The 26324-nt window shown below is 42.5% G+C and carries 19 protein-coding genes; 13 read left to right on the top strand and 6 right to left on the bottom strand.

Annotated elements, in window-relative coordinates; genetic code table 11:
• The first annotated feature begins 23 nt into the window (after nt 1-23).
• The 5 genes from ACZ5GY_RS00275 to ACZ5GY_RS00295 all read left to right on the top strand — a co-directional run bounded on the left by ACZ5GY_RS00275 (nt 24) and on the right by ACZ5GY_RS00295 (nt 8272).
• The gene (locus ACZ5GY_RS00275) at nt 24-1463 is read left to right on the top strand and encodes a YfcC family protein (RefSeq protein ID WP_213689924.1); all 1440 of its coding nucleotides are present in this window, start codon (nt 24-26) and stop codon (nt 1461-1463) included.
• Between the two features lie 24 nt (nt 1464-1487).
• The gene (locus ACZ5GY_RS00280; protein ID WP_213695680.1) at nt 1488-3146 is read left to right on the top strand and encodes a Na+/H+ antiporter NhaC family protein; all 1659 of its coding nucleotides are present in this window, start codon (nt 1488-1490) and stop codon (nt 3144-3146) included.
• Between the two features lie 95 nt (nt 3147-3241).
• Nucleotides 3242-4075, top strand: a complete 834-nt coding sequence (gene dapF / locus ACZ5GY_RS00285; protein ID WP_213699488.1) for a diaminopimelate epimerase — start codon at nt 3242-3244, stop codon at nt 4073-4075.
• A 47-nt stretch (nt 4076-4122) separates the two neighbouring features.
• Nucleotides 4123-7494, top strand: a complete 3372-nt coding sequence (locus ACZ5GY_RS00290) for an AsmA-like C-terminal region-containing protein (protein ID WP_213699489.1) — start codon at nt 4123-4125, stop codon at nt 7492-7494.
• A 37-nt stretch (nt 7495-7531) separates the two neighbouring features.
• Entirely contained in the window at nt 7532-8272 is a 741-nt protein-coding gene (locus ACZ5GY_RS00295) for a flavodoxin family protein (protein WP_213689920.1), read from the top strand.
• An 8-nt stretch (nt 8273-8280) separates the two neighbouring features.
• Here ACZ5GY_RS00295 and ACZ5GY_RS00300 read toward each other — a convergent pair whose 3' ends face one another.
• From ACZ5GY_RS00300 to malQ, 3 genes are read right to left on the bottom strand one after another with little or no spacing between them, the layout of a single operon-like run.
• On the bottom strand, nt 8281-9732 hold the full coding sequence (locus ACZ5GY_RS00300) for a glycogen synthase (protein ID WP_213695683.1): 1452 nt from the start codon (nt 9730-9732) through the stop codon (nt 8281-8283).
• 15 nt (nt 9733-9747) lie between these two features.
• On the bottom strand, nt 9748-11481 hold the full coding sequence (gene glgP, locus ACZ5GY_RS00305) for an alpha-glucan family phosphorylase (protein ID WP_213689918.1): 1734 nt from the start codon (nt 11479-11481) through the stop codon (nt 9748-9750).
• Between the two features lie 19 nt (nt 11482-11500).
• Nucleotides 11501-12994: a 4-alpha-glucanotransferase gene (gene malQ / locus ACZ5GY_RS00310; protein WP_464111906.1), complete on the bottom strand. Its 1494-nt coding sequence runs from the start codon at nt 12992-12994 to the stop codon at nt 11501-11503.
• Between the two features lie 107 nt (nt 12995-13101).
• On the opposite strand from malQ, the gene glgB reads away from it, so the two are divergent.
• The 8 genes from glgB (at nt 13102) to ACZ5GY_RS00350 (ending at nt 23594) form a co-directional block, all read left to right on the top strand.
• Complete coding sequence (gene glgB / locus ACZ5GY_RS00315) at nt 13102-15006, top strand: 1,4-alpha-glucan branching protein GlgB (protein ID WP_213699494.1); 1905 nt, start codon at nt 13102-13104, stop codon at nt 15004-15006.
• Between the two features lies 1 nt (nt 15007).
• Nucleotides 15008-17389: a DUF3536 domain-containing protein gene (locus ACZ5GY_RS00320; RefSeq protein WP_464111907.1), complete on the top strand. Its 2382-nt coding sequence runs from the start codon at nt 15008-15010 to the stop codon at nt 17387-17389.
• A 96-nt stretch (nt 17390-17485) separates the two neighbouring features.
• On the top strand, nt 17486-18610 hold the full coding sequence (gene proB, locus ACZ5GY_RS00325; RefSeq protein ID WP_213689914.1) for a glutamate 5-kinase: 1125 nt from the start codon (nt 17486-17488) through the stop codon (nt 18608-18610).
• Nucleotides 18611-18637: 27 nt separating this feature from the next.
• A complete protein-coding gene (locus ACZ5GY_RS00330) occupies nt 18638-19888 on the top strand; it encodes a glutamate-5-semialdehyde dehydrogenase (RefSeq protein WP_213689972.1) in 1251 nt (416 codons plus the stop codon).
• 71 nt (nt 19889-19959) lie between these two features.
• Nucleotides 19960-21003 (top strand): TRAP transporter substrate-binding protein, encoded by a 1044-nt coding sequence (locus tag ACZ5GY_RS00335; RefSeq protein WP_213689913.1) that lies wholly within the window; start codon nt 19960-19962, stop codon nt 21001-21003.
• A gap of 3 nt (nt 21004-21006) precedes the next feature.
• Entirely contained in the window at nt 21007-21534 is a 528-nt protein-coding gene (locus tag ACZ5GY_RS00340) for a TRAP transporter small permease (protein WP_464111908.1), read from the top strand.
• Nucleotides 21534-22826 (top strand): TRAP transporter large permease, encoded by a 1293-nt coding sequence (locus tag ACZ5GY_RS00345; protein ID WP_213689911.1) that lies wholly within the window; start codon nt 21534-21536, stop codon nt 22824-22826. Before ACZ5GY_RS00340 ends, ACZ5GY_RS00345 begins: the two co-directional genes overlap by 1 nt.
• A gap of 21 nt (nt 22827-22847) precedes the next feature.
• Entirely contained in the window at nt 22848-23594 is a 747-nt protein-coding gene (locus ACZ5GY_RS00350) for a M15 family metallopeptidase (protein WP_213689910.1), read from the top strand.
• On the opposite strand, the gene ACZ5GY_RS00355 is transcribed toward ACZ5GY_RS00350, so the two are convergent.
• From ACZ5GY_RS00355 to ACZ5GY_RS00365, 3 genes are read right to left on the bottom strand one after another with little or no spacing between them, the layout of a single operon-like run.
• Nucleotides 23591-24298, bottom strand: coding sequence for a DUF554 domain-containing protein (locus ACZ5GY_RS00355; RefSeq protein ID WP_464111909.1), 708 nt, complete (start codon nt 24296-24298; stop codon nt 23591-23593). The two genes, ACZ5GY_RS00350 and ACZ5GY_RS00355, sit on opposite strands and share 4 nt — an antisense overlap.
• 21 nt (nt 24299-24319) lie before the next feature.
• Nucleotides 24320-25249 carry an ABC transporter permease gene (locus tag ACZ5GY_RS00360; protein ID WP_213689908.1) on the bottom strand — a complete coding sequence of 310 codons (930 nt, stop codon included), beginning with the start codon at nt 25247-25249 and terminating at the stop codon, nt 24320-24322.
• Between the two features lie 2 nt (nt 25250-25251).
• Entirely contained in the window at nt 25252-26322 is a 1071-nt protein-coding gene (locus ACZ5GY_RS00365) for an ABC transporter permease (RefSeq protein WP_213689907.1), read from the bottom strand.
• Between the last annotated feature and the right edge of the window lie 2 nt (nt 26323-26324).

Here is a 26324-nt window from a genome sequence, read left to right on the forward strand (position 1 = left end):
ATATAACGGAAAGGATGTAAAGAATGACCGACACAAACACCGACACGAATACTGAAACAAGTACCGGAACACGAAAGAAGTTTAAACTTCCTCACGTCTTTGTATTGCTTTTTATCATGATCTGTCTGGCTGCCGTTCTGACTCATCTTCTGCCAGCAGGGCAATTTGACAGACAAGCTATGGAAATAGGCCCTAATCAGGTACGCCAAGTTCTTGTGCCGGGAAGCTATCATACCGTTGAATCGTCGCCTGTAAGTCCTTTTGAAACGATGATTTCAATTTATAAGGGAATGGTTGCTGCTGCTGACATTATTTTCCTTGTTTTTCTGCCGTATGCGTCTTTTTGCATTGTTGTCCGGACAGGAGCAATGAACAGTTTTGTCGGTTGGTTGTTACGCGTAACGCAGGGGAAGGATGTTCTTCTGATTCCTTTGTTCTCTATCGTATTCAGTCTTGGCGCATCTCTTTTTGGGATGTTTTCAGAGTTTTATGGTTTTATTCCTCTTTTTGTAGGTTTGGCGATTGCGCTGGGATACGATGCCATGGTGGGATTAGCCATTGTCGGTCTCTCTACCGGTGTTGGCTTTGCAGCATCCATGACCAATCCTTACACTGTTGGAATTGCACAGAAAGTTTCTGAGGTTCCTCTTTTTTCGGGGCTTGGCTTTAGATTTTTCCATTGGGCTCTTTTTACTGCGATTGCTATCTGGTGGACTCTTCGATATGCTCGAAAGGTAAAAAGAAATCCAGAATTAAGCATTGTAAATGGAACCGATTTTAGCCATATCGCGATGAACAGAGAAGAAATAATGAGCAACACGACAACATGGCGAGACAAAGGTGTTTTGGCCATTGTTGCAGTAACGATGGTTCTTCTTGTTTACGGAACACTTAAATTGGGGTGGGGATTCAACGAGCTTTGTGGTCTCTTCCTAACCATGGGAATATCAAGTGGACTTGTAGCTGGTTGGTCTCCAAACAAAATAGCGAAAGAATATGCAAGTGCATGCAGTGATGTTGTGGGTGGAGCTTTTGTAGTGGGACTGGCGCGAGGCGTATTGGTTGTATTGGCAGAGGGAAATGTTATAGATACCGTTATATATGGTCTTTCTTTACCTCTTTCAGGGTTGCCTCGTTTTATATCGGCGCAGGGCATGCTTATAACGCAGACTCTCATTAACTTCTTTATTCCTTCCGGGTCTGGACAGGCGGCAACTACAATGCCGATCATGGCGCCTTTGGCTGATATTTTAGGCGTGACAAGGCAGACAGCAATTCTGGCTTTCCAGTATGGCGATGGATTTTCCAATCTTCTTTTCCCTACATCAGCCAATATCGTAATTATGTGTGGTATTGCACATGTAACGTTAGATCAATGGTGGAAATTTTTTGTTCCTCTTTTTGGATTTGCGTATCTTATTCAAATGGGACTTCTCGCTCTTGCACAGGTAATAGGGTACTAACTCTTAAATAAGGGAGGTATGGTGATGGACGAGAGAAACAGAGGCAAAAGAGTTTTTATCCTGAGTGTATCAGCAATTCTGGGGTTGCTGTTTATGACCGGGATCGCATGGGCAGCGGAAGGCGAGGTCAAGCCTGACTTCGGAATCCTTTCTTTGTTGCCTCCTCTTATTGCCATAGGGCTCTGTATTCTTTCAAAGGAGGTAATTCCTTCTCTTTTTATTGGTGCATGGTTTGCAGGAACGATGATGGCAGGATGGAACCCTATTGTAGGTTTTGGAAAAGCTGTGGAGTTGCTGTGGAATAATTTAGGTGATCCTTGGGGAGCCAGAATTGTACTTACCAGCCTTACCATGGGCGGACTTGTAGGGATAATGCAAATTGGCGGTGGTATTGAAGCCACTGTTCAATGGATTACCAAGAAGATCAAGAGTGTTCGCGGAGCAATGCTCGTTACCGAACTTGCAGGTTTTATCATCTTCTTCGAAGATTACGTCAATACGCTCGTTGTGGGAACGACAATGAGTCCTATTACTGATAAATATCGGATTTCTAAAGAAAAATTGTCGTATATCGTTGATTCGACATCGGCTCCTATTGCCTGTATTGCAGGTATTTCTTCATGGGTTGCCTATATGGTTGGACAGATTGGTAATCAGTTTAATGCTCTTGAGATAGGCTACTCTCCGTATGTAGCATATCTTCGTTCTATTCCATATGTGTTTTATAACATTATTGCCCTTGTGCTTTTAACCTTTGTTATTTATACACAGCGAGATATGGGACCTATGCTTCATGCAGAGCGGAGAGCCAGACAGACGGGGCAGGTTCTTCGGGAGGGAGCAAAACCTCTTATTACAACTAAGCATGCAGATTTCGAACCAGAGGAAGGAACGCCGAGACGCATTGTTAATTTTTTGGTTCCCCTCGCATTTATGGTTGGGTTGATTTTCCTCATGCTTATTGTTACCGGCGGGTGGCCAAATGTCTCTTTGGCTACGGCTGTAGGAGAAGGCGACAGTTCAAAGGCTTTGGTTTGGGGGTCTTTCGGCGCTGTTTTCCTTACCCTCGTTTTCTTTAAAGCTCAGAGACTAGCTTCCTGGAACAGACTTTTCGCCGGTTTCATGCAAGGAATGAGTTCTATTTTCTTTGGAACCCTGATCCTTATCTTTGCCTGGGCTATCGGATCGGCTATTAAAGAGGTAGGAACAGCTCAGTACATAGTCAGAATAGCAGGAAATGCCCTTTCGCCAGCATGGATTCCGCTTTTGACTTTCTTTACTGGCGCTATCATTTCATTCTGTACGGGAACATCATATGGAACCATGGGCGTACTTATGCCAATAGTTGTTCCACTCGTTTATAACGTTACGCAAATTCATGATGCAGGGTTTATTGAAATATTACTTCCTACGATTGGAGCTGTCTTTGCTGGCGCCGTGTGGGGAGATCACAGCAGTCCCATTTCTGATACTACAATCATGAGTTCCATGTTCAGTGGTTCTGACCACGTTGATCACGTGAACTCTCAGATTCCCTATGCTTTTGTGGCTGCTGCAGGAGCGGCAGCAGGTTATGTCCTCATTGGTTTCGGACTTCCTGTTTTCTTCTCTCTCGTTTTGGGAGCAGTTGCGTCATGTTCTCTTTTCTTCTTTGTTTCGAAACCAATCGAAGAAAAAGCCTGAGTTTTTACTGACGCGAACTTTTAATTGGTACGGTACAATAATGGCAGAGGAGAGATTCCTCTGCCATTTTTAATGCAGAATACGAGGTGTCGGTTATGTTAGAATTTACAAAAATGCAGGGTAATGGCAACGATTTTGTTGTTATTGATAATAGAGACAATCAGATGGGGACATTAGCTCTCTCGCAATTGGCAGAACGTATCTGTCGACGTTGCGAGTCTGTTGGTGCTGACGGCCTTTTAGTTGTTGAGAAATCGGAGCATGAAGATTTTAGAATGCGTCTCTTTAATAGGGATGGCTCTGAGGGCGAAATGTGTGGAAATGGGGCTCGATGTATTGCTCGTTATGCTTGGGAAAAAAAATTAGCGGGAGAAAGTATGTCTTTTGAAACCTTGGCAGGCCCTATTCACGCTAAAGTTGAAGCTCCCTTTGTGGAACTCGATATGGGGAATGTTGATTTATCAGAGGGGTTTTGGGGAGAAAGCCTGAATGTAGGTGGTGAGACATTTCCTTTTGTCTATCTGATCGTAGGCGTTCCTCACTGCGTTCTTTTTATAGAAAATATTACAGATTTTTCAAGAGAGACGTTAGTCGAAATCGGGCGAACTGTTCGTTATGATACACAACGTTTCCCCAACGGAACAAATGTTAACTTTATTCAGCGAGTAGGAGAATCTGAACTCAAGGTAGTGACATACGAGCGTGGAGTTGAAGATCTGACTCTCTCTTGTGGAACGGGGTCTGCGGCTTCTGCCGTAGCGGCATCTATTGTGTTGGAAATGACTTCTCCTATACATGTGCATAATCCAGGGGGAGACAACTGGGTTTCTTTTTCCTTTGATGAAAAGCGAAATTATTGTAAAACCTACCTTAAAGGCAAGGCTGTTATGGTAGCCGAAGGAAAACTTTATGATGAGTGCCTGGCGTAGAGAAAAACGGAAAAACGTTTTTTGTGGCGTATAAGGAGGTGTAATAAATGAAGCGAAGTAAAAAAATGACACTCGCGCTTTTTATAGCCGTTGGAGTTGTCGGAATACTTCTTATCATAGGGAGTATGAACGTTGGTGGAGATATTGTCAGACGGGAAGCGACAACAGCTGTCTCTGAAATTCTTGGTGCTGATTTGGCTATTGAAAGCGTTACAGGTAATCCTTTAAAAGGCTACAACCTTTATGAAATCACCCTGAGTAAAAAGGGAGCATTATTACTTTCTGCTGATTCTTTGGGAGTAAAAGTGAATCTTATGTCTGTTTTTTCAGGATCACCCCGACTTTCTCGGGTTACTATTCATGGTCTTGATGTTGATGCAGAGAAGCTCTCTAAGGAATTCGCTGCAATAAAGATGAAACCTGGAGAAGGAGAAGCTCCTATAGAGGCTCTTTCTATTAGAAATGGCAGAGTCCATACTCCTTGGGGAGAGACAACTATTGCTCAAACGGATTTTGATCTAAGCAAAGATGGTATAAAAGCCGATGTAGATTTATTAATGAATACCGTTCCCATTAAAGGTGGAATAAACCTTAGACGTGAGAAAGAAGTTCTTGAATTCAAGGATCTTAATATGAAAATTGGAGAGGGAAGGATAATGGCGAAGGGTGCTATTCTTCCAAGCCTTTCCATTAAGGGCGAGATAGAGAAACTGAACGTAGCTCAGCTTGCTCTTTTTTGGCCCACATTACGAGGAAGCGCCTATGATGGTCTTTTCTCGTCATCCTTCATTGCAGAAGGGATATGGAATAACCCTATTCTTTCCGGTCATCTTTCCTTTTCAGGAACGTCTCTTGCAGGATATCCCGTACAATCAGTGGAAAGTAATTGGAGGTATGAAGCTTTTCGTTTGAATCTTGAAGATTTAAAGGGAACAGCTTTGGCTCTTCCTCTTAGTGGGCGTGCTGCTTTTGCTTTTGTTCCGGGGAAAGCCCCATTTATTGATATCGCATTGGAAGGGAAAAATGCTTCTTTGGAAGAGTTAAAGAAAACCGTTCCAGCATTAGCTTCCGCTAAGGGAAAAGTTGATATTTTTTCAGTGGTTGTGAAGGGGTCTCCGACAACTCTTGCAGGGAATATAGATCTGAAAGCCGCTCAGATAGAAGCTTATGGTCAGCAGCTACAAAATACGTCTGCCAATGTGGCTTTCAAGGGAAGCACAGCAACAATCAAAGGGAATTCCGTTATTGATGGAGGGTCACTTGCGTTAAGCGGATCTGTGAGCCAATTACAAAAAAATCCTCGTCTTGATATTCTTTTCAAGGCTCGAAGTATAGATGTAGGCAAAATAACAGCTTCTCTTCCTAAAGCCCCGAAAATTGTTCCTAAAGGGGCCGTGAGCGCTGATGTTGGTATTAAGGGTGTTGTAACTGCCCCCCGCCTTGAAGGCAGAACATGGTCTGATCGACTCTCTTATGGAGAAGAGGCTTTTAATGATCTTAACGTTGTCTTTGTTTTCGAGAAAGATGTGCTGACTCTCTCTTCGGCTCGTGGACGTTGGCGTAATATACCAATGACTGGTAAAGGTGCGATAGCAGGAGTGGGAAGCCCCTCTCCCTCTTTAAACCTTACCGTGCAGGCAGCTGAGGTTGACCCTAAAAATCTTGAACCCTTTTTCCCTGAGTTGAAAAATTATGCTTTACGGGGAAACGTAACAGCGACGGCTCGCATAGAAGGAAAGACAACTTCTCCGAAGATACAACTTTCTGCTGTTTCCCCTCGTTTAGGTTTTATGGAACAGGGGCATGTAGCAGATTTTTCTTTGCAAACAGATCTCGCTCTGAAAGAGGGGATTCCCAAACAGGTTCAGCTTGATGTTAAGGCTGGATCCTTGGGGTTTGCAGGTGTAGGAGCAGAAAAGATAGCGGCTCGTATCGATGCCTCGAAAGAGAGTATTTCTCTTAGTACACTTACGGCTCGTTTGGGATCTGGAGAAATATCTGGCTCTGGATCTGTGAAATTGCAGCCTAAGGCCCCAGCAGATCTTGATCTTACTTTTGAAATAAAAGAAGGAGATTTAGCCGTGCTGGCGAGGGCAGGAAAGCTTCCCTACTCTCTCTCTGGAACATTAAGCGGAAAGACGGCAGTTAAAGGTAAGGCCGATAACCCATCGATATCGGCAGAGTTCTCTTCTCCCAGAACTGTTTTCTCTGGTTTTGCTTTTACAAACCTTAACGGTGCTGTGGAAGGCAACATGGGGAAAATGTCGTTGAAAAACTTTAATGCATCTGTAGGAGGAGGTACTGTCTCCGCTCAAGGAACGTTTAATTTAAAGAAAGATGTTCCGGAAGCGACCCTTTCTCTTTCTGGAAAAGGGTTGGATGCGGCTGCTCTTACTTCCGGTGTAAAAGAGATGGCTGCGTATAAACCCTCTGGAACGATTAACGTTGATTTTGATGGAACTTTTTCTGGAGTGTCAAGTGAGGGGAAAGGATCATTATCAGCTCCTTCTCTATCTTTTGCTGGCCTCAAGCTTTCGAATATTTCTTATCCTTTCACATTAAAAGGTATGAATGTTATATTTGCAAATGCGCACGCAGAACTTTATGGGGGAACAGCTTCAGGTAAGGGTGAAATTGATCTTGCCAAAGGCACATTTACAAAATCTGTACATATGGAAAATGTAAATGTTGATCCTCTCTTGCAAGATGCAACAGGAGGACTTGAAGGACATATTAACGGCAAAGCTAAGGGCGATGTGTCGCTTTCAGGGCGCATGGCAAAAGGATTGAGCTTTAACGGTAAAGGAGAGGTACATATAGGTGAAGGCTCTATTAGTGACTTCAAAGCGGTAAAACTGGGAGCATCACTTTATGGCCAATCTGCAATTCGTTTTGCTTCAGTTGTGGCTCCTTTCCGGGTTGAAACGCGACGTATTATACTCGATAATGCAAAAGCAACAGCGTTCCAGAATGATCCTATATATCGTTTCCTTAAAGCTTCAGGGCCTGTAGGTTTCGATACAACTTTAGCTCTTCAATGTCAGGGAAACGCTAATATTCAGGTTTTAAACGCTTTGTTCGGAGGTGTTGCCGGTATTTTAGGCGCTGGTGGAACGTCATCTCTTGAGGGTATCTTGAAGGGAGCTCTTACAGGAGCAAAAGCTGGACTTGAAAAATCTGATTTTAGAGATATTTCTTTTAATGTAGGCGGAACGATAGGGAAGCCATCTGTTTCTAATGTCAAAATAGCTCCGGCGCCTCAGACAGTGGATAAAACAACGCCTCAAGGAACACAACCTTCAGCTGTTGAAGAGCAGATAGCTCCGCCTAAAGATTCCACTGGAGAAACAGAAAAGAAGCCTGAAAACCTTTTAGAAGAAGCTATTCAGGAAGGTTTAAAGAATATACTAAAGAAATAGCACTATAAAGACTTATTGTGAAAAGCAGGTGGGATGTTTGAAAATTGTAGCTTTTAATGGTAGCCCTCGTGGAGGACGAGGCGCTACCTCGATTATGATAGAAAATTTCTTGTTGGGAGCTCGAAATGGAGGAGCAGAAGTATCTTCTGTTGTGCTTGTAGATAAAGTTATCCATTCGTGCTTAGGGTCTCTCTATTGTTGGACAAAGACCCCTGGGCGTTGTATTTTGCAGGATGATATGCGGGAGTTGCGGAAGAAAGTTATAGAATCTGATGCTATTTTGCTTGCCACTCCCCTTCATTTTTCGGGTATGACTTCTATTATGAGAGTTTTTATTGATCGACTTATGCCCTGCTTCCAGCCTGAAATTTCTGAAGAGACAGGCCAAGTGAAGCTCATTTTCAGAGATAGGGAGAAGCCTCTTTCCCTCATTGTTATGGCAAGTGGAAGTTTCTCTGAAAAAGAGGCTTTTGTTCCTCTTCACAGCTATTTTGAACGTTGGGCACAAAATATATCAGGAATGCAGCTTGATCTTGAGATGTACAGGTCTCAGGCCGACTTCCTTCACAACAAAAATGAAGAGGTTCATGATGCCGTCTCCTTGTATCTTTCTTCTTTGACAAAAGCGGGGGAACAATTTGCTCATTCGGCAAAGATCTCTGACGATATAAGAGTTCAATTGGAAAAGCCACTTGCTGATAATAAACAGTACGCACGTTTTTTCTCAGACTATTGGAATTCCATTTTTCAGGTTAATGGAGTTAATGGTGGGCGGTAGAAGGTTTTCTACCGCCTTTTTTCGCGTAACATTTTTTGATACAAGTCAAAATACTTTTGAGAAGAGTTTTTCCACGAAAAATCTTTTACCATGCCTCGTTGCATAATTTCTTCCCAGCGTTTCTGATTTTTGAACGCATCAAGGGCCCGTTGTACCGTTTTAACGAGAGCTTCTGTTGTATATGGTGAGAAAGTGAATCCGTAGCCATCAGAGAAGTGATCTGCATCGAGAATCGTATCTATAATTCCACCTGTCATTCGTGCAACCGGCACAGTTCCATATCGTAGGGCTATGAGCTGAGAGAGGCCGCATGGTTCAAAATGTGAAGGCATAATAAGCATATCTGCTCCCGCATAGGCAAGGTGAGAAAATTTTTCATGAAAACCGTTTAAAAAAGAGATACGATCTGGGTAAAGTGTGGCTTTTTCACGCAGAGAAGTGGAAAAGAGAGGATTGCCGCTTCCTATAAAAAGACATCGAATTCCCATATCTCTTATAGTATCGAGAGCCGGAATCAGTATGTCATACCCCTTTTGCATGGCTAAACGGCTAATTGAAAGAAGAAGCGGAGATTCGTCATCTTCCCATCCCAGTTGTTCCAGAAGGTTTTTCCGGCAATTTTTCTTGCCATTTAACTCTTCAGATGAATAGTGACATGAGAGAAGAGGGTCTCTTTCAGGAGACCACGTATCATCTATTCCATTTAAGATTCCATATAATTTGTTTTTATTTTCTTTGATAACACCATCAAGTCCGAAGCCCATTTCCTGGGTTTGAATTTCTTCTGCATATTGCGGACTGACTGTTGTTACACTATCTGCAGTTACAATACCTCCTTTTAGAAGGTTGACATGCCCGTAAAATTCAAGACCATCAATGGAGAATGACTGTGTATCGATTCCCCACTCTTCAAGTACGTGAAAAGGAAGCACTCCCTGATGGGCAATGTTGTGTATGGTCAATACAGTTAGAGGATAGGGCTTTTGGGTACGATAAAATTTATGCCACCTAAAACTAATAGGGACGAGGGCCGAAGGCCAGTCATGGCAATGGATAATATCGGGATCCCAACGGCTCTTTTGTTCGAGTTCAAGAGCAGCAAGAGAAAAGAAAGCAAATGGGAGAGAGCTTTCAACAGTGAGTTCATCTGGATAAATAGGTATTTTCTCAAAGAGCGAGTTATTTTCAATAATATAAATAGGAACATCTTCTATTATCGTTTTCCATACTTTAGCGCTAATGACATGCCACTGTAACGCGACATGAATAAGAGGAGGAAGGCGAGTAATCTTTTTCCCTTCTTCACGAGCTTTGTCGAGAACGCCAGGCCATGCCGGAGTTATGATTCTTACATCAGCTCCGAGCCTGTGGAGAGCTTTGGGAAGAGAACCGGCAACATCGCCGAGACCTCCAACTTTTGAAAGAGGTGCTACTTCACTGGCTACATGCAAAATTTTCATAAAAGTAGCACCTCCTTATATTCCACGAAATGAAATCCCATAGGCTTTTTCACAATACTCTTTTATAACTCTATGAGTATGGAAATAGCTGCCATTCAGCGCGATTGCATTTTTCATCATTCTTATCCAATGCTCCCGATCTGAATAATAGGCAGGGATAATTTTCTTTTCGAGTTTTTCGTAAAGATCTATGGCGTCTTTCGATTCGTCATAGGCATGAAGATCTGTATCGCTGGGCGTTGGGCCAATGGCCCAGCCTGTAACGTCTTCTATCCAGCCTTCAATCCACCAACCATCAAGAACAGAAAAATTCATGACCCCATTTAAAGCACACTTCATTCCGCTTGTACCTGAAGCTTCTCTTGGACGAAGTGGAGTGTTGAGCCAAATATCTACTCCTTGGGTAATAAGACGACCAAGCTCCATTGTGTGATTTGGAAGGTAAACCATGAGTATAGAGTCTTTGATTTTATTTGACGTATTCATTATTCTTTGTATAAGGGCTTTGCCCCCATCGTCTTTAGGATGGGCTTTACCGGAAAAAATAAGCTGAATTTTACCTGTTCCTATCTCTATGAGTTTTTTTAGATTAGAAAAAATGAGGTCAGCTCGTTTATATGTAGCAGCTCGACGTGCGAAACCGATTGTTAAAATGTCAGATTTGAGAGATACTCCCGTTTCTTCGAGAATATATGCAAGAAGTCGCATTTTAGATGCTTGATGTACAGACCAGAGTTCATCAGAGGGAAGAGTCAGAGCTTGGACAAGACGACCTGGATCATTTTCCCAACCCGGAATGTGACGAGAAAGAAGCTTTCTCATCCCAGGACTGACCCATGTTGTAGGATGTATTCCATTGGTGACACTTTGAATTGTAGGCGCATTGAAAAGTTTACGGCTTATTTCTGCGTGCTTTTTTGAGACTCCATTTACAAATCGACTATATCGAAGGCCTAATTCGGTCATAGAGACGCCCTCTGAAGGAATCATTCTCTTAAGTGTTGTTAAAGCATCTGAAGACATAACCTTTTCAATGAGCTCGTATTTAAAAAAATCGTGCCCTGCTGCTACAGGGGTATGAGTTGTAAAAACAACGTGTTCTCTGACTTTTGCCGGATCGTAATATCCCATTTCTCTCATGAGTTCCAAAGAGAGGAAGCCGGCGTGCCCTTCGTTGAGATGGAATGTTTCTATGTTGTTGTAGCCTAAATCTCGCAACATTCGAAGTCCACCTACACCAAGAACTATTTCTTGGCATAGGCGGTAGAGGGTTTCCCCACCGTAAAGATACCATGAGAGTTGACGATCTTCCGGATGATTTGACTCTATATCAGTATCAAGAAAGTATATTGGGATAGAGTATCCGGATGAACCTGCAATTTCGTAGAGCCACGTCTGTATGTTGACATCCCGATTTTGAATTTTAATAGAAACTTTATTGTGGAGGGGCGTAAGTTCCTGTTCAGGATGCCAAAGAACAGGTTTTTCTGTTTGCCATTGTTCATTATTAAATTCTTGTTCAAAATACCCTCTTCGATAGAGCAAAGTGATTCCAACCATGGGAACTCCCATATCTGCAGCGCTTTTTAATATATCTCCGGCGAGAATACCTAAACCACCGGCGTATGTGGGGATAGATGTTTTTATTCCTATTTCCATGGAGAAATACGCCACAGTTCGAAAGGAGGGATCTTGCTCAAGGAGATCTTGTATAGATTTTCCTAAATTTTTTTGAGGCTGAAACTGCATTGGTCATCACCTTCTTTCTTTATATCCTTCCATAAACGGTCATGAGGGAATGAAGAGATGCAGCCAGAGAATCTGTTAATTCTTTTCCCGTTAACATCCATTGCCAGTTCCCTTCTATTGTTGATGGAGTATTGATTCTTCCTTCGCTCCCCAGATTGAGATAATCCTGAAGAGGAATAATTGCTGTGTCAGCTACAGACATGAGGGCGAGCCGGGTAAGAACGGTTGTTACGTTGTTGCGATCGAGAGGCGTATTGGTATAGGTGCTTAGCCTTTCTTTTTCTTGGGTGGTGGAGTCTTCGTCAAACCAACCTTTTACAGTATTATTATCGTGTGTTCCCGTATATATGAAGTTGTTGGGAGTATGATTATGCAGAATATATGGGTTACGAGGCATCGATTCATCAAAGGCAAAGAGTAAAACGAGCATCCCGGGTAGATCGTATCTTTTCATGGCTTCAGTTACGTCAGGGGTAATAATTCCCAGGTTTTCGGCAATGAAGGGCATAGTTGAGAATTTCTCTTTTATTGCGGAAAAAAAGTTGTCGTTCGGGCCTTCTTCCCAATGTCCCTTTACAGCAGTTTTCTCTTCATATGGGATACTCCAGTAGGCAAGAAATCCTCTAAAGTGATCGAAGCGGACCAGATCGAAAAAGTGCAACGCATGTTCGAGTCGTTTTATCCACCAATGAAAAGAATTATCTTGAGCGTAATCCCATCGATATAGAGGATTCCCCCATCGTTGCCCCGTAGAACTGAAATAATCAGGTGGAACTCCTGATACGGCGATGGGAGTCATATCAGCATTCAGTTGAAACATTTCAGGACAACCCCATACATCTGCACTTTCAAAACTTACGTATATGGGAAGATCTCCAATGAGTTCAACATTTCGGGAACGACAGTAGGAACGTAATTTTTGAAATTGAGAAAATACGACATACTGAACAAATACGGTAAAAAGGATATACTCTTTTTCTTCTGATCTGATCGTATCTAAAGTTTGCTTCTCTCTTTGTCTGATGGAAGCTGGCCATAAGTTCCATCGATCATCTTCTATTCTATGGCGAATAGCCATAAAAAGGGCAAAATCGTTAAGCCACCATCGCTGTTCTTCCCAAAAAAGATAAAGGGGATCCATGTTAGCCCGTTGGATAAAGCGCTGAAAGGCTTTCTCCAAAAGAGGCATTTTCAGCTTTTCAGCCAGACCATAGTGCACCTTGCCGACCTTTTCTTCATTGAAGAGGGGAATTTCATTGGGGTAGATCAAACCTTCATCAATTAAATCTTCAATGCTTGCAAGTAGGGGAGAACATGCGAAGGCAGAGAGACTGCTATAAGGAGAATTCCCGAAGATTTCTTTTGTATGTGTCAGGGGCAGCATTTGCCAATAGTGTTGGCCTGCCTGGGCAAGCCAATCTACGAAGTTCCTGGCACGAGATCCCACATCGCCAATGCCCCATGGAGATGGAAGAGAAAAAACTGGCAGCAAAATTCCACCATGTCTTGTCATATTTTCCCTCCTCTCTCTTTTTCTAAGTATTGACATTCTACACCACAGAGGGTAGAGATTGTTATAATTTAAAAAATAATTTTATTTATTTTGCAAGGGGGACAATTATGAGCGGCAAAGATTTACCATTATCCCTTTTTTCAGATATTGATACCTATCTTTTCAAAGAGGGTACCCATTTGAAACTCTATACAAAAATGGGAGCTCACGTTGTGTCTATAGATGGTGTCGAGGGGGTATATTTTGCAGTATGGGCTCCTAATGCTGCTGAAGTTTCTGTCATTGGAGATTTTAATAATTGGAATCCTGAGGCAGATTGTCTCACTAATAGATGGGATGAAAGTGGCATTTGGGAAGGGGTAGTCTTTTCTGCTTCTTGTGGTGATTTTTATAAATATCATATCCGTTCGAAGAAAGGAGAAATTTTTGATAAGGGAGATCCCTTTGCTTTTATGTGTGAAAAGCCTCCTAAAACGGCATCAGTTATTACATCCCTCAATTACGAATGGGGAGATACTGAGTGGCTGGAGAAAAGAAAAACAATCAATTGGTTTTCTTTCCCCCTCTCTTTATACGAAGTCCATTTAGGTTCTTGGATGAGAAAAAAAGGAGAGTGGTTTTCGTATAGAGATATTGCAGATCCTTTGGTTGCTTACGTAAAAAAAATGGGATTTACGGCTGTGGAGCTTATGCCTGTTATGGAACACCCTTTTTATGGATCCTGGGGCTATCAGGTAACGGGTTTTTTCGCTCCCACGAGGCGTTATGGAGCTCCACAAGATCTTATGTTTCTTATAGACATGCTGCACAGGGCCGATATTGCAGTTTTTCTCGACTGGGTTCCTTCTCATTTTCCTTCCGATGCTCATGGTCTTGCCTATTTTGATGGAACATCTTTATATGAACATTCAGACCCTCGACAGAAAATTCATCCAGAGTGGAGAAGCTATATTTTTAACTACGGTCGAACTGAAGTGCAGGAATTTCTCATTAACAGCGCTCTTTTCTGGATTGATTATTACCATGTAGATGGACTTCGTCTCGATGGCGTTGCCTCTATGCTCTATCTCGATTATGCGAAAAATGACGGAGAGTGGATTCCCAACCAATATGGGGGGCGTGAAAATATGGAGGCTGTCTCCTTTTTACGTCGTCTTAATGAAGCAATTTATCTCTATTTCCCTGACACTTTGACTATTGCTGAAGAATCTACGGCATGGCCTCTTGTAACTCGTCCACCCTATGCAGGAGGATTGGGTTTCGGAATGAAGTGGAATATGGGCTGGATGCACGATATTTTGGAATATATGAAGAAAGATCCCTTTTATAGACAATACCATCAAAATGACCTGACCTTTAGCCTGATGTATGCCTTCTCTGAAAATTATATTCTTCCCTTTTCTCATGATGAAGTTGTCTACGGAAAAAGATCGTTGCTTGAAAAAATGCCTGGAAATCTCGAAGAAAAATTTTCGCAGCTACGTTTGCTTTTGGGATATATGTATGCCCATCCAGGGAAGAAATTAATTTTTATGGGAGATGACTTTGCGCAAAGGAGAGAATGGAGTCATGAGGAATCCTTAGATTGGTCTCTTTTGGATTTGCCTTTTCATAAGGGAGTTCAGCGATGGGTGCATGATATCAATAAGATATATGTTAGCGAAAAAGCATTGCATGTTAATGATTTTAAACAGCAAGGTTTTCAATGGATTGCATGTTCTGATAGCAGCGCAAGCATTGTCGGCTTTATTCGGAAAGATGAAGAAGAGAATATGATTTTGGCCATTTTTAACTTTACTCCTGTTGTTCGTTATAACTATCGTGTCGGAGTTCCTGTTGCTGGATATTGGCGAGAGCTCCTTAACAGCGATGGAGAAATGTATGGAGGAAGAGGAGAGGGAAATTTCGGCGGAAAGGAAGCCATTCCTGAACGTTGGAAAGAACACTCCGCTTTCCTCTCTTTGACTCTTCCTGCTTTTGGAGCTCTTTTCTTCAGAAAAGAGGAAGAGTGAAATGAAAAATATATGTGTACATGGACATTTTTATCAACCGCCACGAGAAAATCCGTGGCTTGGCGATATTGAGTTGCAAGAGTCAGCAGCTCCTTGGCATGATTGGAATGAACGGATATCTGCCGAATGTTATGCTCCGAACAGGGTTGCCAGAATTCTAGGCAAAGACGGCAAAATAATTAAAATTATCTCGAACTATGAGCGAATGAGTTTTAATGTAGGGCCTACTTTACTACAGTGGATGGAACGACACGACCATGACACATATGAAGGATTGCTAGAAGCAGACCGTAGAGGAAGAGAAAGATTTTCCAATCATGGTCCTGCGCTTGCTCAAGTTTACAACCACATGATAATGCCTTTGGCCTCCATGAAAGATAAAGTAACTCAAGTAGTTTGGGGTATTCAGGATTTTACGTCTCGTTTTGGACGTTTCCCAGAGGGAATGTGGCTTCCTGAAACGGCTATTGATGTGGAAACTCTGGATGTTCTGGCAGCTGAGGGTATTCGATTTACTCTTTTGGCCCCTCATCAGGCTAAAAGATGGAAAAGTATAATCGAAACGAATTGGCATGATACTAGCCAAAAACCTATTGAAACATGGCATCCATATTTATGCCATCTTCCGTCGGGAAGAAGTATTGCTCTCTTTTTCTACGACGATTTTTTAGCAAGAGACATTGCATTTGGTTCCCTCTTACAGAATGGCCAGCTTTTAGCTCAAAGATTTCTTTCGTCAATAGAGAGAGTGAAAGAAAAAGCACCTCTTGCTCATGTTGCTACTGATGGGGAGACCTTTGGCCATCACCATAAATATGGAGATATGGCTCTTGCCTGGTGTTTGAACTACATGGAACAAAGAGAAGATACACGACTTACCATATATGGAGAATATCTTGATAACTTTCCGCCTCAATATGAAGTACAAATTCGTGACGAAACATCATGGAGCTGTGTTCATGGCATAAAACGATGGAAAGAGGATTGCGGCTGTAATAGTGGATTACATCCAGGATGGCATCAGAAGTGGAGGCAGCCGCTGAGAGAATCTTTGGATTGGTTGCGGCAAAAAATAGATGAATTTTATGAAAAAGACGCATCTTCTCTCTTTACGGACCCATGGCAGGCGAGAAATGTCTATGTGCAATGTCTACTGGGCAATTCAACTGGATCTCGCCAAGAATTTTTCTCTGCTGTTTCTCCAAGGGAGCTCTCTTCAGAAGAGCAAATACGGGCGTTAAAGCTTTTGGAGATGGAACGTAGCGCTATGTTTATGTATACGAGCTGTGGTTGGTTTTTCGATGAAATATCTGGTATAGAGGCTCTTCAAGTTCTTTTATATGCATATCATGCTCTATCGTTGCTTGAAGAATTGTCAGGTAAAGGTATAAAAAACAACTTTATGTCTTTGCTCGAAAAAGCTCCAAGTAACGTACGAGAGTTTAAAAATGGTGGCGTCATTTTTGAAATTTTTGTGGTTCCTTTTTATGTTGACTTTTTCCGAGTTGCGGCCCATTATGCTGTAAAGACGCTTTTTGAAGAAGATGTTGCGGAAGAAGATATTTTTTCTCTTTATAATTATCAAATACAAGCCGAGAAGAAGGTTCTTCTTAAAGAAAAAGGAGAACGTCTCTCTTTGGGTGTTGCCACTCTTTTACATATGGTGACAGGTGAGAAACAGAGAATCTTTTTCGCAGCATTCCATAGGGGAGGACACGACGTCCTTTGCGGCGTTCGAGCTTCGGCGAGGCAGGAAGACATGCTCCAATGGCAAGAATCTCTTCAAGAGAAATTTCCTCAAGAAACAGAGAAATTTTTCGTAGAACTCTTCGGGCATCGCACTTATTCACTTCGACATCTTTTTAAAGATGGACAGCGGCGAATTATGCACTCTATTATTGATAGAGATGTTACTCGTATAGAAAATTATTTGAAGAGTGTTATTCGTGATTACGATAGCCTCCTTGCTTTTATGGGATTAATACGAATGCCTTTGCCTGACGTGCTTCTGAGTGCTGCTGAAGTTGTCTTGAACGGAGAACTCAAAAGAGTTATTTGGGATGGCGATCCCGATTTGGAACAAATAGAAAGGCGACTTACACAAGCACATTCGTGGAGAGTTGATATTAATGAGGCAGAGTTGCAACACCATATTCGAGGGCGTCTTGAGCGAGAAATGATCTATCTTGCTGAGCAGACAGATAGGGAATTGCAATTTTCTTCATTGGCCAAGGTGGAAAGAATGCTGGAGTTTGTTCGTCGTCACCATTGGGATATTAATTTATGGAAGGTTCAAAATGTATATGCGTCTCTTTCTGATCCTTTAATCTTTGAAAACCCCGCATATAAAGCGGTTGGAGATTTACTTAATATGAGACTTTAAACATTTAAATTTTTGTTCTATAAATTATAGTTATATCAAGTGTTACACTTGTACGTAATCGTTAATTTGGAGAGTTGTGCGGAGGGTGAATCAAGAATGGTACAAAGAGAACGTTTAAAGTCGTGTAAACGTGTTGTTATAAAAGTTGGAACGAGTACTGTAACCCACTCGACGGGGAAAATAAATCTACTTCGCATGGAGACTTTAGCGAGGGAGATTTCAGACTTGCAAAGTAGCGGGCGTGACGTTTGTCTCATCAGTTCGGGAGCGGTTGGAGCTGGCGTGGGTAAAATCAATTTTCCAGACAGGCCTAAAACCTTGCCGGAGAAGCAGGCTCTTGCCGCTATCGGGCAGGGACGGCTTGTTCACATGTATGAAAAATTCTTTTCAGAATACGGCAAGACAGTGGCTCAGGTTTTGTTGACTCGTGACGTCTTCTCTAATCGTCTTCGCTATTTGAATGCTCGACACACTTTATTGACCCTCTTTGATTTTGCCGTTGTCCCCATTATTAATGAGAATGATACTGTCGCTGTAGACGAAATAAAATTTGGAGATAATGATACTCTTTCAGCAATGGTGTCGTGTCTTATCGATGCAGATCTTTTAATTATCCTTTCTGATATAGATGGGCTTTTCAGCGATGATCCAAGAATCAATCCTGAGGCCCACCTGCTTCCTGTTGTGGAGGAGGTCTCTCAGGAATTATTGGCTCATTCCCGTACGAAGGGAAGCAAGCATTCCAGTGGAGGTATGTTTACTAAGCTCGCAGCAGCACGAATTGTTATGACCTCAGGTATCCCCATGATTATTGCAAATAATAAAGAGCCGAATATCTTACGTCGTCTTTTGGATGGGGAAAATTTGGGAACGCTTTTCCTTCCTTCTGGGGAGCCTGTTCAGGCTCGAAAACAGTGGATTGCTTTCGGAAGTACTCCCCATGGACGAATTGTTGTTGATGATGGCGCTGCTGAAGCAGTTCGCAATAGAGGGAAAAGCCTCCTGCCATCAGGTGTTGTTGCAGTGGAGGGGAATTTTTCGCGAGGTGAAGTCGTATCAATTTTTGATGGTAGCAAAGTGGAAATAGCTCGGGGAATGGTTAATTTTTCCTCCGATGAAATTGCTATTATTGCCGGCCATCATACTGATGAAATAGAAGCTCTTCTTGGAAATACCGATTATGACGAGATTGTTCATCGTAATAATTTAGCTTTGATCTAGAGTGGAGGAGGAATAGTATTGAAGAAGATGTCTGAATATGTTCGGGATATGGGTAAAAAGGCTAAAAAAGCATCCCGTTTTTTGGCAACAGCTTCATCTGAAGAAAAAAATAAAGCATTATGTGCCATGGCTGGAGCCCTTCGAGATCATTGCAGCGAGATATTATGTGCAAATAAGAAGGATTTGGAAGAGGGGCGTCAAGCTGGGCTTTCTTATGCTCTTCTCGAACGTCTAACACTCAATGAAAAGCGCGTGGAAGCCATGGCTGTGGGGCTTGAAGAAATAGCGGCCTTCCATGACCCGATAGGTGAAGTCTTGGGGATGTGGACAGCACAGAGTGGAATTCGTGTAGGTCGGGTTCGTGTTCCTTTGGGGGTGATAGGCATAATCTATGAATCTCGTCCCAATGTAACGGCGGATGCTGCAGGGCTTTGTCTTAAGGCTGGCAACAGTGTGATTCTTCGCGGGGGAAAAGAGGCTCTTCATTCGAACAGAATTATTGCTCAGATAATATCTGATGCTGCCGTAAAGGCTGGAATTCCGCAAGGAGCTATTAATCTTATAGATAGTCCTGATCGAGAAGCGACAATGGAATTGATGCGATTGAATGAATATCTTGACGTGCTTATCCCACGTGGTGGAAAAGGCTTAAAGAAAGTTGTGCAGGAAAATGCGACGGTCCCCTTTATTATGACGGGTATGGGCAATTGTCATATTTTTATTGATGAAACAGCTGATTTTGAGAAAGCTATCCCCATTGTTATAAATGCGAAGACCCAGCGTCCATCTACATGTAATACAGTAGAAACCTTGCTGATCCATGCCAATGTTGCATCTCGTTTTGTTCCCCTAGTTGCGGCAGCTCTCCACGAGAAGAATGTGGAAATACGGGGGGATGAGGCTATATGCAAACTAGACTCGCGTGCAATTTCCGCAACAGAGGAGGATTGGGCGACAGAGTATAACGACCTTATTCTTGCTGTAAAGGTTGTGGAAAGTATTGATGAAGCTATTGAGCATATTGCAACATATGGTACTGGACATAGCGATGCCATTTTGACCGAAAGTTATAGCAATGCGCAGAAATTTCTGGGAGCAGTTGATTCTGCTGCCGTGTATGTCAATGCCTCGACGCGCTTTACTGATGGCGGAGTTTTTGGTTTCGGAGCAGAAATTGGCATTAGCACACAAAAACTTCATGCGAGAGGTCCTATGGGCGTAGAGCAACTAACCTCAACGAAATTTATTATCTATGGTGATGGACAGATTCGCGAATAGTTGAAGGACCTATCTTTTAAATGTACAATTATTTGGAAAAGAAACGACAATTTATGGGGAGAGTGATAAGAATGTTGCGTGGGAAGGTGAAATTTCTTCACGTTATTGCTGTTTGTCTTTTGATTCTTTGTCTTTCTTTGCCGGCATGGGCTCAGGAAATAAAAATGTCATACAACGGCCCTGCAGACATAGAGAATAATGCAGTACACTTATTTGCCACAAACTTTAAAAAAATGGTTGAAGAAGAGAGCGCTGGATCACTTAAGATTTCTCTTTATCCTGATAGCCAGTTAGGTAACGAAGAAGAGCGAATGGAGCTTCTTGCTCGAGAGGGAATGAACCAGCCAATCATCAATATCGCTTCTTTTGGAGGGATAGCACCCCTCTTCCCCGAAATATATGCCACCGCTGTTCCCTTTATGTTCAATTCTTATAAAGCTGCCCATATCTTTTTTGATCAGAGTCGCTTTTGGAAACAGGCACAAGAGGAATTCAAAAAAAGAACAGGTGCTGTTTTGCTTGAAGCTATAGAAGAAGGGGGATTCCTAGCTTTTACTAATTCAAAGAGAGGAATTCGCTCTCCTCAGGATTTTGAAGGATTGAAGTTTCGGGGAATGGACGAAGGCCAGATCACTCTCTATAAGGCTTTCGGTGCCAGTGGAACGCCCATCCCATGGACGGAGCTCTATATGGCTTTAAAAACAGGAGTTGTTGATGGTCAGATGAACCCCGCCATGTACATAAAAATGGGAAGTTTGTACGAAGTGCAGAAGCACCTTACATTAGCTAATATTCAGTATTCTGATCAATTCCTTGTTATTAATGGTGATCTTTTTGATTCTTTGTCAGAAGAAAATCAGCATATTGTTCTAGAAGCTGCAAAAAAGGCAAATGCCATGAATAGAGAGGCTGTCGAGGCACAAGATTCAAAGGATGTTCAATTCCTTTCAGATCATGGAATGCAGGTTTATACGCCAAATGAGGAAGAGATGAACGCATTTCGTGAAAAAGCTTTACCAGCTTATCATGAGTGGTTGAAAACTAAAGTAAGCAAGGAGTGGCTTGACCTGGCTTTAGAATGTGCCAAGAATGCCAATGCAGCTGCAAGTAAATAATGAATGGAATTGAAGGTTGATGATATGAGAGAAAGGTCGAAAGCCGCTGTTTCTCTGAATCAGTTAATATATTTCTTTGAGCGTCTCAGCGCCTGGAGTGCTGGGGCGCTTCTCGTTATTAATGTCGCCGATATTTTGTTAGGAATTTTTATGCGTTATGTCTTGAAAAGCTCTATTGTATGGACTGAAGAAGTAGCTCGTTTTTCCCTTGTATGGCTTGTAATGTTGGGAGCGACTGGAGCCCTTTGTCATGGCGATCATATGGTTATAGACTTTGTAACGCCAAAGCTTTCTCGACATATCCAAAGGTGTATTCTCTGGATAAAATTCTTTATCACCGTTGGGATTCTTTCTCTTGTTACCTATTTGGGAACTGTCAATGCCTTAAATATGTGGAAGATGAAGACTCTGGCTCTCAATATACCTAAGACAATTCCTCTTCTCTCTGTTCCTGTGGGTTTTGCATTGTTGTTATCGGAAGTCATTCTTCTATTTGTTCGATCTTTCTTTAAGCAGGAGGAGCGGTTGTAATGGTTTTTATTATGCTTATTGTTTTTTTTGCCATGATGATTTTTGGCATTCCTCTTTATCTATCCCTTTTAACGACCTCGTTTTTAGGAATAGTCTTGCTTGGTGATTATTCATTATTGCGAGTAATAGCGCAGCAGTTTTATGGAGGAATGGATATCTTTTCTCTTATGGCAATTCCTTTTTTCATATGGACGGGGATTCTTATGAACCGATCCGGACTTACAGATCGCCTTCTCGATTTTAGTCGTCTTATTGTTGGTTCTGTGCGAGGTGGCCTAGGCTATGTCAATGTCGTTGGTGGAATTATTTTAGCTGGAGTCAATGGTTCGGCGGCAGCAGATGCTTCTGCTCTTGGCTCTATTTTGATTCCTGCCATGGTTAAGGATGGGTTTTCTCCTGCCTATTCAGCGGGATTGACAGCAAGTAGCTCTCTCATTGGGCCTATTATACCTCCGAGTATTTTTATGATTATTTATGCCACAATGACCAATACATCTATTGGGGGACTTTTTGCAGCAGGAATTCTCCCCGGCATTGTTCTTGGCGGGGCTTTTATGGTGATGAATTATTTTTACTCACGTCGACATCAGATGGCAGTTTCAGACTTTAACGAGGTTCGCAAGAATGCCAAAGAGATTCTTCGTCGTTCCCTTGTCGGTCTCATTGCGCCTCTTATTATTATCGGAGGTATTGTAACGGGTATCGTGACTCCTACGGAATCTGGCGCATTAGGAGTTGCCTACTGCCTTTTGGCAGGTTTCTTTTATACCAGAAAGCTGACAGCCAGAATTTTGGGTGAGACCATTTATGAAACAGTGAGGCTTACAAGCTCTATTTTCCTCATTATGGGAGCTGCCACTGTTATAGGCTGGATATTGAAATGGGAACAAATCCCCCAGCATTTTGCACGATTTATTACACAATCGGGGCTTATAGAGAGTCCGTGGCTTCTCATGCTTTTACTTTCAGCAATTATTTTCCCTGTTGGAATGTTTATGGAAGAGGTGTCTACGTTGACGCTGCTTACTCCTATTTTTGCGCCTTTAGCCCAAAAGGCTGGCATCGATCCTCTTCACTTTGGTGTTGTCATGACACTTAATGTGACTATAGCTTTAATAACGCCTCCAATGGGGGCGTGTAATTATATTGTTGCAGCTGTAGGAGGAGTGAAGTTAGGCGATGTGTTTAAGTATATATGGCCTTTCATCGGTGTAGCCCTTCTTGTGCTTTTTCTTATAATATCTTTTCCTCCCATAACTACAGCTATTCCAAGGCTATTGAACTTGTCGTAAAGGAGGAGGGATGAATTCATAATGGATATATATGGAACGCCTATTTCTTCTCCGTCCGTTTGGATTTGGGAAAAAATTCAAAGTATCCCTATCGAAGAGAGCGGAGAAGAACTTGTTCCATTAAGCCTCTATCCAGAACGTATTCTTGTTCGATCCCAATATTACGTCCAGTCTGTTCCTGATGCTCTTTCAGAGTGTTTTATTCGGGAGAGTGCCTTTTTCCGTTTAAGAGAGGCTGTTGCCATGCTGCCTTCAGGATTTAAGTTCGTCATTTTTGATGGTTGGCGGTCTTTGAGTATACAGAAGCATCTTTATGACAGCTATTACGAAGAAATAAAACAATTACATAACGAAATGACCGAAACAGAATTGTCAAAACTCGTGTCACAGTACGTGGCCTTGCCATCAGTTGATCCGAGAAAACCATCTCCCCATCTAACAGGAGGGGCTGTAGATCTTGGCATTGTCGATGATGAAGGGTGCCTTTTGTATATGGGGAGTAACTTTGATGAAACATCTCCTCGTTCTGCTACGTGTTACTACGAAAATGTCATGATACAAAGGGGAACTCTTGATGAGAAGGGGTTTACTGCCTTACAAAATCGCCGTCTTTTATATCATTGCATGAAAGAGGCGGGGTTTACAAACTATCCGGAAGAGTGGTGGCACTATGATTATGGCAACCAGAACTGGGCATACTTTTCTAACCAAAAGATAGCTTTTTATGGAATGACCCAGCCCTGGATGCGTTGGCGTTCCTTTAATTAGTGTACAAAATAAGAAGCCAGAATCCCTGCAAGGATAAGGGCTGGCAGCATATTTGTTACTCTGAAGCGTTTGATTTCAAGAATGGAGAGGCCAAGGGCGATAAGCATAAGTCCCCCTGCTGCTGAAATTTCGTTTATGACGCCCTCAGAAAGAATAGGTTGTAACGTGCTGGCAAGAAGAGTAATACTTCCCTGGTAAAGAAGAACAGGAAAGGCTGCGATTAGCACGCCTCCGCCCAAGGATGTTGCCAAGGCAAGGGAGGAAATCCCATCAAGAAGCGACTTTGCTATAAGCAGATTCGGGTAATTTCCCAGTCCTTCTTCTATAGCGCCGAGGATAGCCATAGATCCCATGCAGAAAAGAAGGGTTGCGGTGAGAAATCCTTCGGCAAAGGTTGGGCCGCTCGATTTGAATTTTTGGCTGATTCCATTAGAAAAACGGGCAAAACGACCGTCAAGATCGAGGGCTTCACCAATGATGGCTCCTCCAACCATACTGAAGATAAGAATAAGGAAATTGGATGTTTTTTGTGCCATTAAAAATCCAAGAAACAGCGTAAAAAGCCCCAACACTTGGAAGGCCATATCTATAAAACGTTGAGGTAGCTTTGATCTAAAAAGCAAACCAATAGAACTACCTACAATAACGGCAGCGCAGTTTACAATACTTCCTGATGCTGGAATATCGCCAATAAAAAAGCTCATGAGCAGACCCCCTCGTACTCTCTAATCTCTTTCTTCTCTAAAAAATGGCTGACCGAGAGAAGACGGGGCTCCAAAAAGGATACCCTTCCCTTGGCTCACCGAAATGAAAAAAAGAACTGAAATAGTCAAAATATAAGGCAACATCATGAGAAGAGGGGTTGGAATGCTTGTTCCTGCCGCCTGAAGGCGAAGTTGAAACGCCTCTACACCTCCGAAAAGGTACGCTCCCAATGCAGCCCGGAAAGGATTCCAAATAGCAAAAATGACGAGGGCTACGGCAATCCAGCCACGACCAGCTGTCATAAGTTCTGCCCACATCTTGGTGTAGGCGATAGACATATAGGCTCCACCTATTGCTACAATTCCTCCTCCAATAAGGGTGTAGATATAGCGAGTTCTGTCTACGTTTATTCCCATGGCATCTGCTGCTCGTGGATTATCTCCTACAGCACGAAGATAAAGACCATTTCGAGTGCGGACAAAAAACATATATAAGATAACGACCAATACAAATGAAACATAGATAAGGGCATCATTATTGAATAAAACCGGCCCTAGAATAGGAATATCTGAAAGAAGGGGTAATGGAATTTTATTGAGTCCCTTAATAGTAAAGCCAATATATGATCGACCTAATAGAGAGCTTGCTCCTGTTCCAAACATAGTCAAAGCTAATCCGCTGACTACCTGGTTCCCCTTTAATGTGATTGAAATAAAGGCGTGTATAGTAGCCATCATAGTTCCAATGATAAAAGCTGCTATTACACCGATCCACGGGTTTCCTGTCTTATATGTGACGGAAAATCCCGTGTAGGCGCCAACAAGCATTATTCCTTCAAGACCGAGGTTCAAGATGCCTGCTTTTTCTGTAATAATTTCTCCTAATGTAGCATAGAGGATTGGCGTACCGCTTCTTACGGCAGCAGCAAGAATAGGAATAAGAATTTCCATAGCTAGTTATCTCCCCTCTTGATAAAACGAATACGATATCTTCTGAAAAATTCTCCTCCAAGAACAAAGAAGAGAAGCAGGCCCTGAAGCACTAGAATACTAGACAGAGGCAAGCGCATAACAATTTGCAACGTATCTCCTCCTACCAGAAGAGATCCTATAATAAAAGCAACAAAGAGGACGGCTAAAGGATTGAGACGCCCTAGCCAGGCGACAATAATAGCCGTATAACCGTATCCAGCAGAAGCTGCATGCTGAAGACGACCTTGTAATCCTGCAATTTCACACATTCCGGCAAGACCTGCAATTGCTCCCGATATAAACATGATGATGACTGCATTGCGTAAATAGTTTATTCCGGCAAAAGTCGCGGCGCGAGGATTTTCTCCAATGACTCGAATCTCATATCCCCATCGTGTCCATTTGAGAAGAGCCCAGAAAAAGATCGCGAGAAAGATGGCAATAAACAGACCAAGATGAATACGTGTATCGCCGAAAAGAGGCAATCTGGCGGCATCTGGAAAGGGTGCTGTCATTGGGAAACCAAGACTGGCGGGATCTCTCCAGGGGCCGTAAACAAAGAAATCAATGAGATGGAGTGCAATGTAGTTGAGCATGAGGGTTGTGATTATTTCATTGACATTCCAACGCGCTTTCAGATAGCCAGCAAAAGCGGCCCAGAGTCCACCTGCAACTGAGGCTGAGATAAACATGATCCAGAACATAATGAAGGGCTGATCGACAAAAAAATAGCGAACAGCCGCAGCCGTAGCCAGAGATCCCATAAAGATTTGTCCCTCTGCGCCAATATTCCAGATAAGCATTTTAAACGAAAGAGCTACGGCTACACCTGCCATGGCCAGGGGAATAGCCTTTACAATTGTTTCTGTTAGGCCGTAGGCATCACCAAGGGACGCTTTGAACATTGAAAGATATGCTTTTACAGGAGAGACACCCATAAAATTTAAAAAAACGGCACCTGTCAGGAGTGCCAAAATAATAGCAAAAATAGGAATGACGCCAGAAAACCAAACTGGTGTAACAAGACGTTTTTCAACCTTTAAATATTTCATCG

This window comes from Aminobacterium thunnarium, assembly GCF_055390565.1.

Bases quoted from the DNA above. Each gene is read 5' to 3' on its own strand.
- ACZ5GY_RS00365 (WP_213689907.1), bottom strand. From the start codon at position 26,322: ATGAAATATTTAAAGGTTGAAAAACGTCTTGTTACACCAGTTTGGTTT.
- ACZ5GY_RS00360 (WP_213689908.1), bottom strand. From the start codon at position 25,249: ATGGAAATTCTTATTCCTATTCTTGCTGCTGCCGTAAGAAGCGGTACG.
- glgP (WP_213689918.1), bottom strand. From the start codon at position 11,481: ATGCAGTTTCAGCCTCAAAAAAATTTAGGAAAATCTATACAAGATCTC.
- proB (WP_213689914.1), top strand. From the start codon at position 17,486: ATGGTACAAAGAGAACGTTTAAAGTCGTGTAAACGTGTTGTTATAAAA.
- ACZ5GY_RS00335 (WP_213689913.1), top strand. From the start codon at position 19,960: ATGTTGCGTGGGAAGGTGAAATTTCTTCACGTTATTGCTGTTTGTCTT.
- ACZ5GY_RS00340 (WP_464111908.1), top strand. From the start codon at position 21,007: ATGGAATTGAAGGTTGATGATATGAGAGAAAGGTCGAAAGCCGCTGTT.
- malQ (WP_464111906.1), bottom strand. From the start codon at position 12,994: ATGACAAGACATGGTGGAATTTTGCTGCCAGTTTTTTCTCTTCCATCT.
- ACZ5GY_RS00330 (WP_213689972.1), top strand. From the start codon at position 18,638: ATGTCTGAATATGTTCGGGATATGGGTAAAAAGGCTAAAAAAGCATCC.
- ACZ5GY_RS00290 (WP_213699489.1), top strand. From the start codon at position 4,123: ATGAAGCGAAGTAAAAAAATGACACTCGCGCTTTTTATAGCCGTTGGA.
- ACZ5GY_RS00320 (WP_464111907.1), top strand. From the start codon at position 15,008: ATGAAAAATATATGTGTACATGGACATTTTTATCAACCGCCACGAGAA.
- ACZ5GY_RS00280 (WP_213695680.1), top strand. From the start codon at position 1,488: ATGGACGAGAGAAACAGAGGCAAAAGAGTTTTTATCCTGAGTGTATCA.
- ACZ5GY_RS00345 (WP_213689911.1), top strand. From the start codon at position 21,534: ATGGTTTTTATTATGCTTATTGTTTTTTTTGCCATGATGATTTTTGGC.
- ACZ5GY_RS00275 (WP_213689924.1), top strand. From the start codon at position 24: ATGACCGACACAAACACCGACACGAATACTGAAACAAGTACCGGAACA.
- ACZ5GY_RS00355 (WP_464111909.1), bottom strand. From the start codon at position 24,298: ATGAGCTTTTTTATTGGCGATATTCCAGCATCAGGAAGTATTGTAAAC.
- ACZ5GY_RS00350 (WP_213689910.1), top strand. From the start codon at position 22,848: ATGGATATATATGGAACGCCTATTTCTTCTCCGTCCGTTTGGATTTGG.
- glgB (WP_213699494.1), top strand. From the start codon at position 13,102: ATGAGCGGCAAAGATTTACCATTATCCCTTTTTTCAGATATTGATACC.
- dapF (WP_213699488.1), top strand. From the start codon at position 3,242: ATGTTAGAATTTACAAAAATGCAGGGTAATGGCAACGATTTTGTTGTT.
- ACZ5GY_RS00300 (WP_213695683.1), bottom strand. From the start codon at position 9,732: ATGAAAATTTTGCATGTAGCCAGTGAAGTAGCACCTCTTTCAAAAGTT.